13 protein-coding genes are annotated in these 18112 nt (G+C 70.6%); 2 read left to right on the forward strand and 11 right to left on the reverse strand.

Translation table 11 applies throughout. The features are described from left to right. The first annotated feature begins 11 nt into the window (after positions 1 to 11). On the forward strand, positions 12 to 1499 hold the full coding sequence (locus tag AW272_RS12705) for a protein kinase domain-containing protein (RefSeq protein WP_066364016.1): 1488 nt from the start codon (positions 12 to 14) through the stop codon (positions 1497 to 1499). Here the strand turns inward: AW272_RS12705 and AW272_RS12710 are convergent. The 10 genes from AW272_RS12710 to AW272_RS12755 form a co-directional block, all read right to left on the reverse strand. After that, entirely contained in the window at positions 1496 to 2686 is a 1191-nt protein-coding gene (locus AW272_RS12710; RefSeq protein ID WP_439649143.1) for a macrolide family glycosyltransferase, read from the reverse strand. The two genes, AW272_RS12705 and AW272_RS12710, sit on opposite strands and share 4 nt — an antisense overlap. 61 nt (positions 2687 to 2747) lie before the next feature. Further along, positions 2748 to 3605: a ketopantoate reductase family protein gene (locus AW272_RS12715; RefSeq protein WP_066364018.1), complete on the reverse strand. Its 858-nt coding sequence runs from the start codon at positions 3603 to 3605 to the stop codon at positions 2748 to 2750. Next, entirely contained in the window at positions 3602 to 4207 is a 606-nt protein-coding gene (locus AW272_RS12720) for a TetR/AcrR family transcriptional regulator (protein WP_083958254.1), read from the reverse strand. Before AW272_RS12720 ends, AW272_RS12715 begins: the two co-directional genes overlap by 4 nt. A gap of 51 nt (positions 4208 to 4258) precedes the next feature. Then, on the reverse strand, positions 4259 to 6178 hold the full coding sequence (locus AW272_RS12725) for a molybdopterin biosynthesis protein (protein WP_066364021.1): 1920 nt from the start codon (positions 6176 to 6178) through the stop codon (positions 4259 to 4261). Beyond that, complete coding sequence (locus tag AW272_RS12730; RefSeq protein WP_066364022.1) at positions 6175 to 7395, reverse strand: molybdenum cofactor synthesis domain-containing protein; 1221 nt, start codon at positions 7393 to 7395, stop codon at positions 6175 to 6177. The genes AW272_RS12725 and AW272_RS12730 overlap by 4 nt, the downstream gene beginning before the upstream one ends. Beyond that, positions 7392 to 9125 carry an NAD(P)H-dependent oxidoreductase subunit E gene (locus tag AW272_RS12735; protein ID WP_066364023.1) on the reverse strand — a complete coding sequence of 578 codons (1734 nt, stop codon included), beginning with the start codon at positions 9123 to 9125 and terminating at the stop codon, positions 7392 to 7394. The genes AW272_RS12730 and AW272_RS12735 overlap by 4 nt, the downstream gene beginning before the upstream one ends. Further along, positions 9122 to 12013: a formate dehydrogenase subunit alpha gene (gene fdhF / locus AW272_RS12740; RefSeq protein ID WP_218010874.1), complete on the reverse strand. Its 2892-nt coding sequence runs from the start codon at positions 12011 to 12013 to the stop codon at positions 9122 to 9124. The genes AW272_RS12735 and fdhF overlap by 4 nt, the downstream gene beginning before the upstream one ends. Positions 12014 to 12100: 87 nt before the next feature. Beyond that, complete coding sequence (locus AW272_RS12745; protein ID WP_066364025.1) at positions 12101 to 13900, reverse strand: aldehyde ferredoxin oxidoreductase family protein; 1800 nt, start codon at positions 13898 to 13900, stop codon at positions 12101 to 12103. Positions 13901 to 13904: 4 nt separating this feature from the next. Beyond that, complete coding sequence (locus AW272_RS12750) at positions 13905 to 14750, reverse strand: NTP transferase domain-containing protein (RefSeq protein WP_066364026.1); 846 nt, start codon at positions 14748 to 14750, stop codon at positions 13905 to 13907. A gap of 477 nt (positions 14751 to 15227) precedes the next feature. After that, positions 15228 to 15593 (reverse strand): hypothetical protein, encoded by a 366-nt coding sequence (locus AW272_RS12755; RefSeq protein WP_066364028.1) that lies wholly within the window; start codon positions 15591 to 15593, stop codon positions 15228 to 15230. A gap of 9 nt (positions 15594 to 15602) precedes the next feature. On the opposite strand from AW272_RS12755, the gene AW272_RS41990 reads away from it, so the two are divergent. Beyond that, a complete protein-coding gene (locus tag AW272_RS41990; RefSeq protein WP_157518516.1) occupies positions 15603 to 15890 on the forward strand; it encodes a hypothetical protein in 288 nt (95 codons plus the stop codon). A 368-nt stretch (positions 15891 to 16258) separates the two neighbouring features. Here the strand turns inward: AW272_RS41990 and AW272_RS44130 are convergent, their stop codons facing one another. Further along, positions 16259 to 16762, reverse strand: coding sequence for a hypothetical protein (locus AW272_RS44130; protein ID WP_218010875.1), 504 nt, complete (start codon positions 16760 to 16762; stop codon positions 16259 to 16261). Positions 16763 to 18112 lie beyond the last annotated feature (1350 nt).

Genomic DNA, 18112 nt, shown 5'->3' on the forward strand with positions numbered 1-18112 from the left:
CCGTGCTTCCCATGTTGGAAGGCGACCCCACGCAGCTGGGGCCGTTCGAGATCGTCGATCGGCTCGGCGAAGGCGGCCAGGGCGTCGTCTACAAGGGTCTGACCCCCGACGGCACCACCGTGGCCGTGAAACTGCTGCACACCCGGCTCAGCTCCGACGCGACCGCCCGCGCCCGGTTCCTGCGCGAGGTCAGCCTGGCCAGGCGGGTGGCCCGCTTCAGCACCGCCCCCGTCCTGTACGCCGACCTGGCCGGAAACCGGCCCTACATCGTCAGCGAATACGTCCCCGGACCGTCGCTGAAAGACCTGGTCGAGCAGGAGGGCCCGCGCGGCGGCGCGGCGCTGGAACGCCTGGGCCTGGCCACCGCGACCGCGCTGTCGGCGATCCACCAGGCCGGGATCACCCACCGCGACCTGAAGCCGGCCAACGTGCTGATGGGCCCCGAGGGCCCGGTCGTGATCGACTTCGGCGTGGCCAAGGCGCTGGACGCCCCGCAGGCCACGATGAGCGGCACCACCATGGGCACCCCCGCCTACCTGGCCCCCGAGTTACTGAGCGAGGCGACCGCGAGCCCCGCCTCCGACGTGTTCGCGTGGGCCGTCACGATGGTCTTCGCGGCCACCGGCCGCCCCGCCTTCGGCGCCGACTCGATCCCGGTCGTCCTGAACCGCATCCTGCACTCCGAGCCCGACCTGGGCGGACTCGAAGAGCCGATGCGCACGCTGATCGCCCGGTGCCTGGCCAAGAACCCGGCCGACCGCCCGACCCCCGACCAGCTCATCGCCTATCTGAGAGGCGACACCACCGCGATCCGCATCCAGGGGCCGCGAAGGGGCAGGCTGGTCCTGGCCGGCACGGCGGCCGTGCTTCTCCTCGGCGGCGTCGCCTATGTCATGACGACTCCCGACCCGGGCACCCCGCTCGCCGCCCCCACCGCCGCTCCGGTCATCGCCCAGGTCACCCCGTCGAAACGCGCGCCCCGCCCGTCGCTGTCACCGGTCGCCGCCCAGCCCTCGCTGCCCGCGCCGACGCCCGAGGCCTCCACCGAGCGCCCGGCCGTGGTCGACAAACCACGCCCGAGCGTGACCCCGTCCCCCAGCCCGTCGCCGAGTCCCTCGCCGTCGCCGACCCCCACGGTGCAGCCGACCCCGGCACCGAACGTCAAGGAGCCGAACCCCTACACCGCCGCCGGTCTGTGCGGCGCCGGGTTCGCGGTCGTCGACCAGCGCAGGTGGCAGGGCGGCAGGGCCACCACCTATCTCCTGTACGAACCGGCGAGCGGCCTCAACTGCGTGGTGACCCTGTCGAAGAACCTCATCCCGGCCACCATCAAGATGGGCGCCGTCCTGAAGGTCCAGAAGGGCGCCCACGACAACGACTGGGGCCGCTACTCCGCCTACGCCGGCCCGATCCGCCTCCTGGCGAAGAACAAGTGCATCGTCTGGGGCGGCGGTTTCGCCAAGGCGACGTGGCAGAGCGCCTGGACCCACTGCAACTAGAGCAGGCCCTCCACGATGTCGGCCGCCTTGGCGGTGCCTCCGTTGTCACGGAGCTCCGCCTTGATCGCGGCCAGCCGCGCGGCGACGTCACGATCCGACGTGAGGTCGAGCAGCGCCGCCCGCAGCCGTTCGGGGGTGGCCTCCTCCGTCGGTATGTGCGCCCCGACGCCGAGCTCCCGCAACCGGTCGGCGTTCTGGAACTGGTCGGCCGCCTGCGGCACCGCGATCATCGGGACGCCGTGGTAGAGCCCCTCCATCGTGCCGCCCATCCCGGCGTGCGTGACGAACGCCGACGCCTGGGCGAGGATCGCGAGCTGCGGCACCCACGGGCGCACCTCGACGTCGGCCGGAATCTCGCCGAGCGCGGCGGGGTCGGTCTGGGACCCAATCTGCAGCACGACGTGCCACCCCAGTCCGGAGAACGCGGCGACGCAGTTCCGGTAGAAGCCGGGCCGGTCGGTGAACGCCGACCCGAGCGAGACCAGCAGGACGGGCTTCTCGTCGGGAGGGGTCCAGGTGCCCTGGTGGGCCCGGTCGGCGAGGGTCGGCCCGACGAAGGAGATCGTCTCGGGGACCCGGTCGGCGTTGGGCTGAAGCACTTTCGGGATCAGCGCGATGCAGCGTGGGGGGCGACCGGTGAAGTGGTCGTACGGAATCTCGATGCCGTTCCCGGCGAGCCAGGACGTGAAGTCGGCGTAGTAGTCGTCGCCCCCGGGCACCGAACGCACGAGCTCCTCGACGCCGGCCGCGACCTCCTCCTCGTAGCCGTCCCAGCCGACGTAGGTCGGTGACAGCTGGACGATGGGGATATCCCATTTGTGGGCGAGCACGCGGCCGGGGTAGCCGCCGATGTCGTACAGGATGAGATCGGGCCTGTCATCGGCGTAGAGCTTCTCGACCTGCGGCAGCACGTGGACGGCCTCGTCGAGGAACGACCTGAAGGCCATCAGGATGTCGTCGTCCGCATACGGCCACGGCTTCCCGGGGGCGGGGAAGACGGAGTCGTGGAGAAGCGGCCGCGCCCCGGATGCGGCGATCGCTTCGGCGAAATCCTCCGTGGTCGGAAACGTCACCCGATGGCCGCGCCGGACCAGCTCGGAGATGACGGCCAGCGACGGGTTCACGTGACCATGGGCAGGCACGGCGAACATCCCGATATGAGCCATATGTACGAAAGTCTCCAGCATGTAGGTCCTGGCGTCACAGGTCGATCAACCCAACCAGCCGTCGCTGACGGACGTCCAGGGATTAAATACGCATCTGTTCGGCCAGGCGCTCGAGCTCGTCCGACTCCGCGGGCGAGGTGTTGCCGAGTCCGCTGTTCGCGGCCGTCGGGCTCCGCAGGAAGCGCCGCAGCACGGCCACGAGCAGCCCCTCCGGCAGAGCGCGCAGCGCGGCGAACCCGCGAGGGACCGGTGGCGTCGGCAGGGCGGCTAGGTTCCGCCGCATGAGGTGGAGCATGCCGCGGACCGCGTCCGGATCGTCGGCCAGCGTCGCCGGGCCGCCCGCCACCCGCACCGCCTGCCCGAGCGGCACCGCGAACGCGGCGTGCGTCTTGAGCCAGGCGTCCATGTGAGGCTGGGCTCTGGCGTTGAACCCGGCGGCGCGGAACGTCTTCACGATCCGTTCCAGTCGCGAGGTGGAGCGGCCGTCGGGTTCGCCGATCGGCATCGCGACCCGGCGGGTCAGGAAGGTGCTCGCGCGGTAGCGGACCACGTCGCCGTCCATCGTGCCGCCGGACGTGGGGAAGCCGAGCAGCACCCGCTCGTGGCCGATCACCGCGCCCAGTGGCTGCGCACCGGCCGCCCAGCTGTGCAGGAACAGCACGTCGCCCTCGGCGCCGGCGAGTGACTCCAGCGCCGCGTCGACCTGATGCGTTCGGACGAGGACGGCGATCAGGTCGTAACCTCCGGCCGGATGTTCGACCACCGGCATCGGTACCCGCCTGACGACCGGGCTGCCGACCTCGGCGAGCTGCACGCCGTCCCGGCGCAGGGAAGCCAGGCGCTCGCCCCGGGCGAGGAGCGAGACGTCGTGCCCGGCCTCGTGGAGGCGGACGGCGAACTGGCTGCCGAGGACCCCGGCGCCGTACACGAGAACTCTCATGACGATTCTCCGCCTCGGGTGAAGGTGAGTGCCGGCCGGACGATCGTCCGGAACAGCTCCCGCAGGGACGCCTCGCTCGTCTCCCAACCGCTGATCAGGGGAGAGAAGGCGAGGTCGGCGAGGATCAGGTAGGCCAGCCGCCGGAACAGCGGCGAGTCGCGCACGACCTCCCCACGGTCGGCGGCGGCCTCGAAGACGGCGGCCAGCGAGTCGACGGCCGGGGTGATGATCTCCTTGCGCAGCGCGGCGCCGAAATCGGGGTCGGCCGACGCCGCGTGCAACAGCGTGAATCCCAGGTGCAGGTCGCAGGCCGGGATGCCGCCGGCGCGGGCCATCCCCGCGAACACCTCGTCGAGCGAGGTCGCCCCGGCGTAGTCGGGCAGGGCCGGGCGTTGATGGGTGAGGGCGGCCATGACCAGGTCGGCCTTGCTCCCTCCCCAGTGCCGGTACAGCGTCGCCTTGCTCGTTCGGGCACGGGCCGCCACCGCGTCGAAGGTGAGCCGCTCGTAGCCGGCTTCCGACAGCAACGCGCGCACGGCCTCGAACAACTCGGCCAGGCGCTCGGGCTTCATGCGGGAACGGGGCGGGGAGTCCATCAGCATCCCCGAACTGTACGATACCGTTTCGTACAGTTCAAGAACCGCCACCGCTGGTCAGCGGATGCGGCGCCCGGTCTCGACGCAGGAGTATCCGCCCAGCGCCTCGACTTCGGCCCGGAAGTCGGGCCGATCCAGGAGCGCCCACAGCGGAGCCAGCAGCCCGTCGGACAGCGCGCCGGTCCGCACTACCAGGTCGTAGGGCTCCTGGGCCACGGGGACGAAGTCGAGTCCGAAGGCACGGGCGGCCGCGAGGATCCCCAGACCCGCGTCCACGCGTCCGGCGGCCACCGCCGCCGCGACCGCCAGGTGGGTGTGCTCCTCGCGGGAGTAGCCGGGCACCTCGCCCGGGTCGATGTCGAGTTTGGCCAGCTCGTGGTCGAGCAGCGCCCGGGTGCCCGCGCCGCGCTGCCGGTTCACGTAGCGCAGTTCGGGCCTGGTCAGATCTTTGACGCCGTCAAGGCCGAGCGGGTTGCCGGGGGCGACGATGAGCCCCTGGTCGCGGTGGACCAGTCTGATCACGGCGATGTCGGCGCCGGCGCCGAACAGTTTGTCGACGTAGGGCAGCGTGTATTCGCCCGTGGCCGGGTCGAGCAGATGCGACCCGGCGACGTGGCACAGGCCGTCGCGCAGCGCGACCAGGCCACCGAGCGAGCCGACGTTCGACGACGCGAGGGTGATCAGGGGGTCGGCCGCGCGCAGGGCCGAGGCGGCGAGGTCGAGCACCAGATCGTGCGAGCCGATCGCGACGATGGTCCGGCCGATCTCCGACAGCCCGCGCAGCAGTTCGACGCGGACCTGTTCCCCGGCGTGATGGCCCTCCACGCCCGACGGCACGACGAGCAGTCCGTCGGCGCGGACGAGCGAGGTGAGCACACCGGCGCCCCGTGGCAGGGGGGTGGCGACGAGCCGATCCCGCACCCGGCCCAGGCGCACCCTCACCCAGTCGTCCATGCCGATGGCGGAAGGCAGTTTCCTGGCCAGGTGAGCGGTCGCCGACGGGCGTTCGCGCGGGGCTGCGCCCTCCAGTTCGGCGAGCATCGGGGCCGCGAAGATGTCGAAGGTCAGCGCCGCCGAGACGGGGTAGCCGGGGACGCCGATCACGGGCGTCGCCTCGACCGCGCCCAGGACGACGGGGTGGCCGGGACGCACCGCGACCCCGTGGACGGCCACGACGCCGGCCCCGGCGACCACGCGGGCGGTGTAGTCGTCGCGTCCGGCGCTGGAGCCCGCGATGAGCAGGACCAGGTCGGCGTCGCGGGTGGCCTCCCGGAGCACCGAAGTGATGACTTCCGGGTCGTCGGGGACGATGCCGGTGACCCGGGCGTCGCAGCCCGCCTCACGTGCCTGCGCGGCGAGCATCATCGAGTTCGTGTCGAGGATGTCGCCGGGGGCGAGCTCCGCGCCGATCGGGCGGATCTCGTCGCCGGTCGGCACGATCACCACGCGCGGCGCGCGGCGGACGCCGAGTTCGACGGCTCCCGCCGCGGCGCACGCGGCGATGTCGACGGGGCGCAGCCGGTGGCCCTCCGGGAGCAGCAGCTCGCCCGCGCTGATGTCTTCACCGATGGAGCGGACGTGCTGGTAGGGCGGGACGGCCGCCCGGAGCTCCGCCTCCCCCGCCGGGGTGCGGTGCACGTGCTCGCGCATGACCACGGCGTCGTACCCGTCGGGCAGCGGGTCGCCGGTGTCGACGACGGCGAAGTCGTCGACGGGGAGGAACACGGGGCTGGTCTCGGACGCGCCGACGGTGTCGGCGGCGCGGACGGCGATGCCGTCCATGGCCGAGGAGTCGAATGCGGGCGAGGACCGCAGTGCCCACACCGGCTCGGCAGTCACCCGGCCCACGGCGGCTCCGACCGGAACCCGGACCGCGTCGACCCGGGCGGGGCACCCTGCGGCGGCGCGCGTCTCGCGCCAGACGGAGTGGGCCTGCGCCGCGGGGACGTCGGAGACGAACGGACTTGCCGCGCTCATCGGTACAACACGACCTCTACCTCGGTGCCCGCGTCGAGACCGGTGGCCGGCTCGGGCACGATCACGTATCCGTCGGCACGGGTCAAAACCGACAGTAGCGCCGACGGGCCGAAGATCGGCTCCGCCACGCCTTCGCGGACCGTCACCTGGACGACGTCGAGCCGACCGGCCGCCGACGCCAGGTCGCGCGACAGCCGCGCCCGCGTGCCCGGCTGTGGTGGCGGTGTCTCGCACCCGGCGATGCGCCACAGCAGGGGTATCCCCACCTGCCCGAACACGACCAATGCGGACAGCGGATTGCCCGGGAGCCCGATGACCGGGATTCCGGCGCACTCGGCCAGCAGCGTGGGCTTGCCCGGCTTGATGGCGATCCCGTGGCACCAGATGTCGCCGACGGCGGCCACCGCTCCGGCCGTCTCGTCGCGCGCGCCGACCGACGAACCCGCCGACACGACCACCAGGTCGGACTCGGCCAGGATCTCGGTCAGCCGCTCCTTGAGCGCGCCGGGTTCGTCGGGGACGATACCGGCGATCACCGGCTCGCCTCCCGCGTCGGCGACCAGCCCGGCCAGCGCGGAGGCGGTGGCGTCGCGGACCTGCCCGGCCGTGAGCGCCACGGTCTCGGGAGGCACGACCTCGTCACCGGTGGAGACGATCGCCACCCGTGGACGGCGGTGCACGGCGACCGTGGTCACCCCCGCCGCGGCGAGGAACCCCAGATCGGGAGCGCGCAACGGCCGGCCGGCGGGCGCCAGGACACCGCCCGCCACGACGTCTTCGTCGGCGCGCACGATGCCGCCGCCCGGTGCGACGGGCCGGGTGACCTCGATCGTGCCCGGCATCGTCTCGGCGGTGTATTCGACCATGACCACCGCGTCGGCGCCGTCGGGGATCACTCCCCCGGTCGGCATCGCGACGCATCCGGCCGCCCGGACCGCCACGGTGGGCGCGGCCCCCATCTGCACCGCGCCGATCAGGTCGAGGTAGGACGGAAGCCCGTCGGAGGCGCCGTAGGTGTCCATCGCCCGGACCGCGAAGCCGTCGACGGTGGAGCGGGCGAAGCCGGGCAGCGCGGCGGGGGCCGTGATGTCGGCGGCGGGCACCCGGTGCAGCGCGTCCGACAACGGCACCCGCTCCACCGGGGTGCGATGGGCCGGCCGGAAACCGGCCCGCACCTCGGACAGGGTGCGGGCGGTGAAGAACTCCTTGCCGCTCACCGGTCGGGCTGCTCCTCAGAACCTTCGGGCCGGGGCTGCGGACGGGCCGCCGCGCCGCCCTTGTTCAGCCCGAGCACCGATACGACCGGGCCCAGCGCCACTTGGCCGAGCCCGCAGATGGACGTCTTGCGCATGGTCTCCTCCAACTGCAGGATCCGGCTCCTCTTCGTGTCGTCGAGAGTGGAGGATCCCGAGTCGAGGGTGTCGCGCAGCAGGTCATGGGCCTTGGTGGAGCCGACCCGGCAGGGCACGCACTTGCCGCACGACTCGTTGCGGAAGAAGCGCAGCACGTTCGTCGAGGCGGCCAGCAGGTCGGTGCCCTCCGCGAGCACCACCATCGCGCCGGAGCCGAGCATGGTCCCGGCCTCGGCGAGCGTGCCGAAGTCGAGCGCCAGGCCGAGCTTGTCGGGGCCGATGAAGTTGGACGACGCGCCGCCCGGCTGCACGGCGCCGATCTCGGCCCCGTCGAGCGCACCGCCTGCGAGGTCGATCAGGGCGCGCACCGTGGTGCCCATCGGCACGCAGTACACCCCCGGATTCTCGACGTGCCCGGACACGGCGAAGAACTTCCAGCCGACGGAGTCGCCTTCGCCCTGCTCGGCCCACCAGTCGGCGCCGCGCTGGAGGATCACCGGCACGTCGGCGAAGGTCTCCACCGAGTTGATGAGGGTGGGGCGGCCGTGCAGGCCGTAGTTGCCGGGGAAGGGCGGCTTGTTGCGCGGCTCGCCGCGGTGGCCCTCCATGCACTCCAGCAGCGCCGTCTCCTCGCCGAGGATGTAGCCGCCGGGCGAGACGAAGATGTCGAGGTCGAGACGGCGGCCGCTGCCGCAGGCGTTCTCGCCGATCACCCCGGCCGCGCGCAGCGCCTCGATCTCGGCGTGGAGCACGCGCTCCTCGGGGCCGTATTCGTGCCGGATGAAGATCCAGCCCTCTTCGGCGCCGACCACGGCCATGCCTAGCAGGATGCCCTCGATCACCAGGTGGGGCTGGTCGGTGAGGATCTGACGGTCTTTGAAGGTGCCCGGCTCCGACTCGTCGGCGTTGCAGATCGCGTATTTGATGCCGCCCGGCTCGGCCGCGCGGACCAGGCCCCACTTCCGGCCCGTGGGGAAGCCGGCGCCGCCCATGCCGCGCAGCCCGCTCGCCTCCAGCGTGGCCACCACGCTCTCGGCGCTCAGCTCACCGGACAGCAGCGCGCGCAGGCTCGCGTAGCGGGCCGGGACATCGGAGCCGGCCGGGTAGGGGTCGTTCGGCCACGGCTCGGCGCGGCCTGTCACGACGGCCTCGCCGAGTTCGCCGTCACGCGCGGCGGACACGAGCGCGTCGACGTCGGCGACCGGCGCGGGGAACTCGTTGACGGCCAGTGCCGGGGCGCTGTCGCAGCGGCCCAGGCACGAGACCTCGACGAGTTCGATCTCGGTGTCGTCGCCGTGCCGGGCGCGTACCTCGGCGATCCGGTCGTCGGCGGAGCGCAGCCAGCACGACAGGTCGTGGCAGACGTTGACGGCCACCTTGGCGGGCGGCGTCGTGCGGAAGTGCGGGTAGAACGAGATCAGGCCCTCGATCTCGTAGAGCGGGCGCTTCATGGTGCGGGCCAGCTCTTCGAGCTCCTCGCGCGGCAACCAGCCCAGCCGCGCCTGGATCGCGTTGAGCGCCGGGATCAGCGAAGGACCGGGGAACTTGCCGGCCCGTGCCTCCACACCTGGCACTCGGTCGAAACTCAGGGTCATCTCGCCGCCTCGACCTGGATCGCGCAGAACTTGAACTCGGGGATCTTGCCGTGCGGGTCGATCTCGTCGATCGTCAGCAGGTTGGCCGCCGCCTCCCGGAAGTGGAACGGGATGAAGCAGTTGCCCAGCTGCTCGCGGTGGGAGATGCGCACCTGCAGCTCGATGGCGCCGCGCCGGGACCACACGCGGGCCATCTGCCCGTGGGCCAGCCCCCGGTCGGCGGCGTCCTTGGGGTGCATGTACACCTCGGCGATCGGCGAGATCGTGTCGAGCGCGTAGGACCGTCGCGTCATCGACCCGGTGTGCCAGTGTTCGAGCAATCGGCCGGTGTTGAGCACCAGCGGATATTCGCCGTCGGGCAGCTCCTTCGCCGGGAGCCACTGCGCCGGGACCAGATGGGCGAGCCCGTCGTCGGTGTTGAACCGCTCGTCGAACAGGACCACGGTCCCGTCGGAGTGCTCGGGGTCGGCGTTGGGGTAGAGCTTCCCGGTCAGCCCCAGGTTGTCGTGACGCAGGTTCGCGTACGACGGCATGAGCGCCACCATCTCGTCGAACACCTCGCTGGGGGTGGTGTAGGACCAGTCGAGACCGACGCGCTGGGCGATGTCCTGGATGATCTCCCAGTCGACGCGGGCCTGGCCCGGCGGGTCCATCACCTTGCGGCCCAGCTGCACGCGCCGATCGGTGTTGGTGTAGCTGCCGTCCTTCTCCAGGTAGGACGACGCCGGGAGGATGACGTCGGCGAACTCGGCGGTCTCGGTCAGGAAGATGTCCTGGACGACCAGGAATTCCAGCTGCGACAGCGCCTTGCGCACCTTGTTGATGTTGGGGTCGGACAGGAACGGGTTCTCGCCGAGCATGTACATGCCGCGCACGCCGCCGGGCTTCAGCACCGACCCGATGATCTCGGTGACGGTGAGGCCCCGGTTGGGGTCGAGCTCGGTGCCCCAGGCCTCCTCGAACCGCCGCCGGGTGGCGTCTCGGTCGACGCCCTGGTAGTCGGGGTAGAACATCGGGATCAGCCCGGCGTCGGAGGCGCCCTGCACGTTGTTCTGACCACGCAGCGGATGCAGGCCGGTGCCCGGCTTGCCGACGTTGCCGGTGATCGAGCACATCGCGATCAGGCAGCGGGCGTTGTCGGTGCCGGTGGTGTGCTGGGAGATGCCCATGCCCCAGTAGATGACCCCGGCCTTGGCCTCGCCCCAGACCCGCGCGACCTGCCGGATCAGGTCGGCGTCGACGCCGGTGATCTGCGCGCCCCGCTCCGGCGGATAGTCGTTGACGGTGCGGACCAGATCTTCGAAGTTCGACACCCGGGCCTTGATGAACTCCAGGTCGATCAGGCCGAGCCGGATCACCTCGTGCATGACCGAGTTGTAGAACGCCACGTCGGTGCCGGGTTTGACCTGGCAGTGGTAGTCGGCGTGCTCCGCCACGACGCTCGCGCGCGGGTCGACATAGATGATCTTCGTGCCGCGACGGCGGGCCTGCTTGAAGAAGGAGCTGGCGACGGGGTGGTTCGCCGTCGGGTTCGACCCGGTGATGATCACGACCTCGGCGTTGACGACATCGCCGTAGGTGGTCGAGACCGCGCCGGAGCCGACGCCCTCGAACAGCGCGGCCACTGACGAGGCGTGGCAGAGCCGGGTGCAGTGGTCGATGTTGTTGGTGCCGAAGCCGGCCCGGATCAGCTTCTGGAAGAGGTAGGCCTCCTCGTTGGAGCACTTCGCGGATCCGAACCCCGCGATGGCGCCGGGACCCTGCTCCGCGTGGATCCCCCTCAGCCGCCGGGCGACGAGGTCGAGCGCCTCCTCCCAGGTGGCCTCGCGGAAGTGCGGCAGCACCTCGTCGTAGTCGACCAGGCCGCCGGGCTTGCGCCGGCCGTCCTTGCCGTTCTTGCCCAGCTTGCGACCGCCGTTGCGGCTGCGGCCCTCGCCGGTGTCGCCGCGTACGTCGGCCGAGAGCGGGCCCTTGGGGTAGGACGAATCCACCCGGATCAGGGGCACCGTCAGGCGCTGCGGCGACGCCGCGTAGTCCCAGCCGTAGCGGCCCTTGACGCACAGGCGGCCCTTCGAGCCGGGCTGGTCACGGCCCTCCGCGAAGGCGATCGCGCCACGCGAGCGGTCGACGTAGTAGGTGAGCGCACAACCAACGCCGCAGTAGGGACAGACGCTGTCGACCGCGTCGAGCTCCAGGCGGGGCCGGATCGGGATGTCGTTGATCGGCTTGTTGGTCAGCGCGCCGGTGGGGCAGGCCTGCACGCACTCACCGCAGGTGACGCACGAGCTGCTGCCCATCGGATCGTTGAGGTCGAAGGCGATCTTCGTCGAGTAGCCCTTGCCCGAGCGGCCGATGACGTCGTTGCCCTGGATGTCGTCGCACGCGCGGACGCACCGGTCGCAGAGGATGCACGCGTCGTGGTCGACGGCGATCACCGGGTTCGAGATGTCGAAGCCCCGGCCCGAGCCACACGGCAGGTCGGTCGTCTCCTTGGCCACGTCGAACCGGTCGGCGAGATCGAGGAGCATGTTGTCGCCGGTGGTCGTCTGCTTCGGGTCTTCCGCGCGGAGCGGCTGGTCGGAGATCAGCAGCTCGGTCAGGGTGGCCCGGCTGCGCTCCAGCTCCGGCGTGCTGGTCTTGACCTGCATGCCATCGTCGCAGGGACGCACGCACGCGGCGGCGAAGGCCCGCCCACCGGTGTCGACCACGCACATGCGGCAGACCCCGACGGGGTCGTAACGCTCGTCGTGGCACAACACCGGAATGTCGATGTCCAGCTGTTTCGCGGCATCGTAGATGCTGGTGCCCTCCGGCACGGTCACAGCGCGGCCGTCGATCTCGACGGAAACAGTACGCAGGGCCGTCTCCGGCACCTCAAGCATCGTCATCTCAACCTCGTCAGCCGAGCAACCTATTGGCATACACCATACGGCATACAATTTCGCTGCCGCAATTGTCCTGGTTCAACTGCCAGGCTATGCGTCCAGCAGCAGGTCAGGGATTTCGGTCACGACGCGGCCCTCCTCGTCGAGGCCGCGCGCCGCGTAATAGCCGGCGATCATCGACCGCAGCCGGTCCGCGTCCAGCGTCGCGTGGCGGCCGGAGCCGAGCTCCAGCGGCGTGGTCAGCATGCGGGCCGGCAGCGTGTCATCGGCCGCCGTGGCTCCCTCGCGCATGTTGAAGGCGCGTTTGGCCCGGACGATCCGCCGCGCGGTGTCCCGCAGCTCGGCCGCGTCCACCTGCCATCCGGTGACCAGCGCGAGCAGCGCGGCCCACTCCGTGAACGGGTCGTCGAAGACACCGCGCAGGAACTTGCACAGGATCATCGAGTCCATGACCGCGGCGCGATCCTCGGTGGCGATCGCGGCGGTGACGTGGGCGGAACCGCCCGCCAGCCGGTCGAGGTCGCCCGACAGGTCGGCCTCGTAGGCGCCCGACCGGTTGTGGTCGGCTCCCCGGGCGTTCACCGCGAGCCCGAGCGCCATCGTCTGCAGGCTGCGCGGCTCGTAACCGGGCAGCTCCAGCCCCTTGACCTGGGGCGCGAAGTCGATCGAACCGTGCCCGACCACGGCGGCGGCCCGGCGCGAGCCCTGCGCGAGCAGTTCCCCGAGGCCGGGCGACCGCTCCCCGATCGCGTCGAGCGCGCGGAGCAGGGCCGCGCCGTCGCCGAACCGCAGCCACGGCTCGTCGAGCAGACCGCGTTCGACGCACTCCATCGCCCAAGCGATCGTGCCGCCCGCAGAAATGGTGTCGATGCCCAGCTCGTCGCAGCGGGCGCTGGCCGCGAACACCTCGTCGGGGTCGGACACGCCGCAGAGCGGCCCGAGCGCGAAGACGTTCTCGTACTCCATCCGCTGGCTGCCACCGCCCTTGCGCGAGTAGATGTGCTCGCAGCCGATCGAGCACGACGCGCAGCTGTTGCGCGCCACTCCGCGCAGCTCGTGCAGTTCCTCGGCGGCCAGCTGCTGCGCGCCTTCGAAGGTCGCCGCGGTGAAGTTGCGGGTGGGCAGGGTGCTGACGGCGTTGAACGCCAGGAGATTGGCCAGCGTGCCCAGCTCCCGGTATTTCGCGGTCGCCGGACCGAAACTGCGCTTGCGCAGGTCGCGAGCGGCGGCGAGCACTCCGGGCTGGTCGGCGACCGACACCTTCGTCGCCGCCCTGACCAGCACGGCCTTGATGTTCTTCGCGCCCATCGTCGCGCCCAGGCCGCCCCGTCCGGCATGCCGGCCGTCGTGGCTGATGGTCGCGTAGCTCACCTGACGCTCCCCCGCCGGCCCGATGGCCGCGGTGCGCCAGGTGCGGCCGAACCGCTCCCGCGCCGCGGACTCCGCCTCGGCCGCTGCCAGCCCGGCGAGCTCAGGGGCCGGTTCGAGACGCACCCCGTCGCCGTCGATCAGCAGCACCGAGAGCACGTCGGCGCGCCCCCGGATCACGATCGCGTCGTGCCCGGTCAGCTTGCCCGCGATGGCGAACTGGCTGGACGCGAGGGCGTCGGTCAGCAGCCCGGTCAACGGCGACTTGGCCACCACGGCGAACTTCGCGCTGGTCGTCAACGGGGTGCCGACCAGCGAGGAGAAGACGAAGGCCAGCGGCGCCTCGGGAGCGAGCGGATCGACCCCGGGGGGCGCCAGCCGGTGCAGCAACCAGGTGCCGAGGCCCACCCCGCCCAGATAGGCCCGCAGCACCCGATCGTCGAGCTCGTAGGGAGCGCTCGTCGCCAGCTGCCCGGCGACGTCCACGATCAGGGCCCGTCCGAAGAATCCACCTGGCGCCATTTTCTCAGCCTCCGGCGTCCGCGGACAGGAAGGAGACCGTGTCGCCCGCCACCAGAGGCAGCCACTCGTCCCGGGTGACCTGGTCGCCGTTGAGCGCGGCCACCACGTGGCGGTTGAGGGTGAGCCCGACCGCGGTCGCGGCGGCCCCGAGGGTGGCGGCCCGGACCTCGTGCGGCCGATGACTGCCGTTCCTCGCCAGCGCCCCGAAGCACTCCACCACGACCTCCACCGGCGCCCGGTCGCGGGCCTCCGCGTAGTCGTCGGGAGAGTTGACGTTCACCACGGACTCCAGCGTCGGGTCGCGCCGCATGAGCTCGGCGTCGGCCAGCAGTTCCTCGTCGCTCAGCTGCACAACCTCGCAGTGCTTGAAGAGCATGCCCGGCCGGAGGTCGCCCTTGGACAGCAGGTCTTTGATCAGCGGCGCCAGCGAGGTCCGGTAACCGGCGGCCAGCGGCTGCCGGAACCCCCGCGCCACCGGCAACGCGACGTCGGTCCCGTCGGGCAGCGCGCGCAGCACGCGGCGGACGAAGGCGGGGTGGAGGAACGGCATGTCAGTGGAGCACACGAAGGCCGTCTCGGCCCGGTCGGCCACCGCCGCGAGCCCTACGGCCAGCCCCTGCATCGGGCCCAGACCTTCCACGGGATCCTCGACCACCGAGACGTACGAGGGAAGCGCCGGAAGCTCCTGCCCAGGCGCGGCCACCACGATCACCGGGCCGTCGACCGTCCGGGCGAGGACCGCGGCGGCTCGATACAGCAATGTCGAACCGTGCCACTCCAGCCAGGCCTTGGACTGCCCCATTCGCGTGGAACGCCCGCCCGCAAGCACAACGCCCGCAGTTGTCCGCATCTCCGCATGCTAGGTCACTCCGTCCATCCCACTTGCGCTGGGATATAGTGTATGGCACATACTGTATGGGAGATCAGCACCGAGAGTGACTGTGTGCACGTTCGGGTGGCACCCGGCACCACTTCAAAGGAGCATGCGGTCCCCTGAACCCCGATGAGGTACTGAAGAAGCGTGGGAAGCCTGGCTCGACCGGTTCTCCCTGGCCTGCGTGGAGATCGTGTTGTCCGAGTTGCTGTTCTCCTCTGAAGAACTCGGAGAGGAGGAGGCCCAGCTTCTGAACGGCACTACAGGCGATTGCCGCTACCGGACTACCCGACGTCTCGGTCCACCGTCCCCGCGATCCGCTGGTTCAGCGGCACGACGCGAGCTGATCCGGCACGTGAATGAGAAACCAAGGCCTGTTGGGATCATGTCCCAGTCGGCCGTACGGGCACGGTATGGCCGTCAAGCCATGTGCTCAGTCACAGCCGACGGCCATCACCTGATGGCCTCGGTGATGGTCAGCCCGAGGGCTACGAGGCCTGTCACGATCGCCACGAAGGGAGGCACCACGTGTCTCCAGGCGAAGACCGACAGCCCGAGAACTCGTCTGTATTCCTGCGGGAATCGCTCCTCGTACTGCTTCGCCCGTTCCTCAAAGGCTTCGATCACCTGCTGGGTGTCGTAGCCGATTTCCGACTCGGACCTGTCACTCAAGATCTTGCCGAACTCGATGACCATCTCATGAGCTGTAGGTCCACCCAGGCCGGCAAGCGCATCATCAACGCGCGCCGCGAGATCGTCGACACGCAGCGGATCGAGGCCGCCCTGGCACATGCCGAATTTCGGTGTCTCCGGGAGCATTTTTCAAACATGTCCGCTGACGAGCCTGCACGCAAGAAGATCGGCGAACGGGTGTGGCAGGTCGGGATTCTCGACGCCGACTCCGAGGTCAAGCCCGCACAGAAACCGACGCCGACCTCGGATGGTTCGAGGCTTGGCCGAGTCCCACCTCCTGCGGCGACGCCGGCGCGACCCGTCATAGCAATGGAGAGCCAAGCTCTTTTCGCGCCGATCGCCACAGGCGATCATGATGAACTCGCCGAACGAGCTCGATCGACGGGCACGGCCGACACCTACCGGCCAGCCGAGCGCGAATAGTCCTTCGCATCAAAGGGCTCGGGGGTCGTCCCCCATGTACGCGAACGCGAAATGGCCCGTGGCAGGTGCCCTGAAGGGGCAACAACCACGAGCCATTCATTTCCCGTGAAGCTAACGGTCGCCTACTCGAACTCCTCCATCCAGCTCGACCGGCGGCACGAATGAAGAATCTCGAACGGTCGCACTGAGGCGATCAGCGGCCTCTACGAGGCCGTCCGCCCTCCAGGTCCGACTGGTGGACGACGATCCTGACATGACGGCTACCATTGGCCGGTGACGGTCTGGCGCCCGCGAACCGATGAGCTCTCCCCCGCGATGATCGAGACCACATCGGCCATGAGTGATCCGGGAATCTGACCGTGCTTGGCTCATGGCGTCAGAAGCCTCTTGCGGACTCCGAAAGACTCGAAGTCATAGACGGTGTTGTTCACCTGTAGTCCGTCGATCGCGCCGATGAAGGAGTTGTCGCTGTTGAATCCCAGGCTGTAAGTGATCACCGCGTCCGGCAGTCTGGTCTTGAGCTCGTCGAACGAGCACGGAGAAACCGCAGTGCAGTTGATCAGGACTCCCGTCGCGCCACTGGCGTACCATCTGCTGCCGGTGGCACTGGCGTCGTACTGCTGCCAGACGTTGGGTACCCGGACTACAGGGGCCGACGGACTGACGGAAACGTCGGGCATGTAGATCAACGTGGTCTCGTTCACCAATCCCACGTTGGGGTCGGCCTCGATGTTGATGGCCGGCAGTGAGACCCCCGCCATTGAATTGGTGCCGGCGAACACCCAGTACTTCAGGGTGACGAGTTCGCTGATCGGCAAATCCGCGAAGTTCGTCTCGTTGCCGTAGGCGATCCTGTCCGTCCCTTCGCCCACGATGATCCCCAGACTGCCGACGCCGTAGGGCGGTGGCATATCGGCCGCAGAGACGGTGGGGTTTCTGCGGCCGTACGGACCGACGCGATTGACGGCGCTTGGGCCCCCCGCGCTGTTGCGGCCGATGACGCCCCACTTCTCGGTGGAGCATTGTCCCGGACATGCCGGTCCTACCGGTCCCGCCGGACCGGTTGCGCCGGTTGCGCCCGTCGCGCCTTGAGGGCCCGCAGGTCCGGCAGGACCTTCCGCTCCTGTCTGACCTGTGGCACCCGTTGCCCCCGTTGTGCCTTGAGGGCCTGCAGGTCCGGCCGAGCCATTGGCCCCTGCCGGTCCTGCCGGACCAGTTGCGCCCGTTACGCCCGTTGCCCCCGTTGCACCCGTCACCCCCGTTGCACCCTGAGGGCCGGCAGGTCCGGCCAAGCCGTTCGCTCCTGCCGGGCCTGCGGCACCCGACGGGCCCGTTGCACCCTGAGGGCCGACCGGTCCTGCCGGACCGGTTGCACCCGTTGCACCTGTCACACCTTGAGGACCCGCAGGTCCGGCCAAGCCATTGGCCCCTGCCGGGCCGGTTGCGCCCGTTGTGCCTTGAGGGCCTGCTGGTCCGGCCGAGCCGTTGGCGCCGGCCGGTCCTTCTGGGCCCGTTGCGCCTGTTGCGCCTGTTGTACCTTGGGGGCCCGCAGGTCCGGCAGGACCATTCGCCCCTGTCTGACCTGTTGCACCCGTTGCACCCGCCGCGCCTTGAGGACCCGCAGGCCCGGCCGAGCCGTTAGCCCCTGCCGGGCCCTCCGGGCCTACCGGGCCCGTTGCGCCCGCTATACCTTGAGGACCCGCAGGTCCGGCAGGACCATTCGCCCCTGTCTGACCTGTTGCACCCGTTGCACCCGCCGCGCCTTGAGGACCCGCAGGCCCGGCCGAGCCGTTGGCCCCTGCCGGGCCTGTTGCACCCGACGAGCCCGTCGCGCCTTGAGGGCCGGCCGGACCGGTTCCGCCCGTTGCACCCGTCGCACCCGTCGCGCCTTGAGAACCTGCAGGTCCGGCCGAGCCGTTGGCCCCTGCCGGGCCTGTGGCACCCGACGGGCCCGTCGCGCCTTGAGGGCCGACCGGTCCACCCGGACCGGTTGCGCCCGTTGCACCCGTTGCACCTTGAGGACCCGCAGGTCCGGCCGAGCCGTTCGCTCCTGTCTGACCTGTGGCACCCGTGGGACCCGCCGCGCCCTGAGGACCGACCGGTCCAGCCGGACCGGTTCCGCCCGTTGCACCCGTTGCACCTTGAGGACCCGCAGGTCCGGCCACGCCGTTCGCTCCCGCCGGGCCTGTGGCACCCAACGGGCCCGTCGCGCCCTGGGGGCC

Origin of the sequence: Herbidospora mongoliensis (assembly GCF_001570545.1) — a bacterium.
Lineage (GTDB): Bacteria > Actinomycetota > Actinomycetes > Streptosporangiales > Streptosporangiaceae > Herbidospora > Herbidospora mongoliensis.

What these genes read in the sequence shown, in the direction of transcription:
- AW272_RS12720 (WP_083958254.1), bottom strand. Translation starts at nt 4,207, where the DNA reads ATGCTGATGGACTCCCCGCCCCGTTCCCGCATGAAGCCCGAGCGCCTG.
- AW272_RS12705 (WP_066364016.1), top strand. Translation starts at nt 12, where the DNA reads ATGTTGGAAGGCGACCCCACGCAGCTGGGGCCGTTCGAGATCGTCGAT.
- AW272_RS12710 (WP_439649143.1), bottom strand. Translation starts at nt 2,686, where the DNA reads ATGCTGGAGACTTTCGTACATATGGCTCATATCGGGATGTTCGCCGTG.
- fdhF (WP_218010874.1), bottom strand. Translation starts at nt 12,013, where the DNA reads ATGACGATGCTTGAGGTGCCGGAGACGGCCCTGCGTACTGTTTCCGTC.
- AW272_RS12715 (WP_066364018.1), bottom strand. Translation starts at nt 3,605, where the DNA reads ATGAGAGTTCTCGTGTACGGCGCCGGGGTCCTCGGCAGCCAGTTCGCC.
- AW272_RS12755 (WP_066364028.1), bottom strand. Translation starts at nt 15,593, where the DNA reads ATGCTCCCGGAGACACCGAAATTCGGCATGTGCCAGGGCGGCCTCGAT.
- AW272_RS41990 (WP_157518516.1), top strand. Translation starts at nt 15,603, where the DNA reads ATGTCCGCTGACGAGCCTGCACGCAAGAAGATCGGCGAACGGGTGTGG.
- AW272_RS12735 (WP_066364023.1), bottom strand. Translation starts at nt 9,125, where the DNA reads ATGACCCTGAGTTTCGACCGAGTGCCAGGTGTGGAGGCACGGGCCGGC.
- AW272_RS12750 (WP_066364026.1), bottom strand. Translation starts at nt 14,750, where the DNA reads ATGCGGACAACTGCGGGCGTTGTGCTTGCGGGCGGGCGTTCCACGCGA.
- AW272_RS12725 (WP_066364021.1), bottom strand. Translation starts at nt 6,178, where the DNA reads ATGAGCGCGGCAAGTCCGTTCGTCTCCGACGTCCCCGCGGCGCAGGCC.
- AW272_RS12745 (WP_066364025.1), bottom strand. Translation starts at nt 13,900, where the DNA reads ATGGCGCCAGGTGGATTCTTCGGACGGGCCCTGATCGTGGACGTCGCC.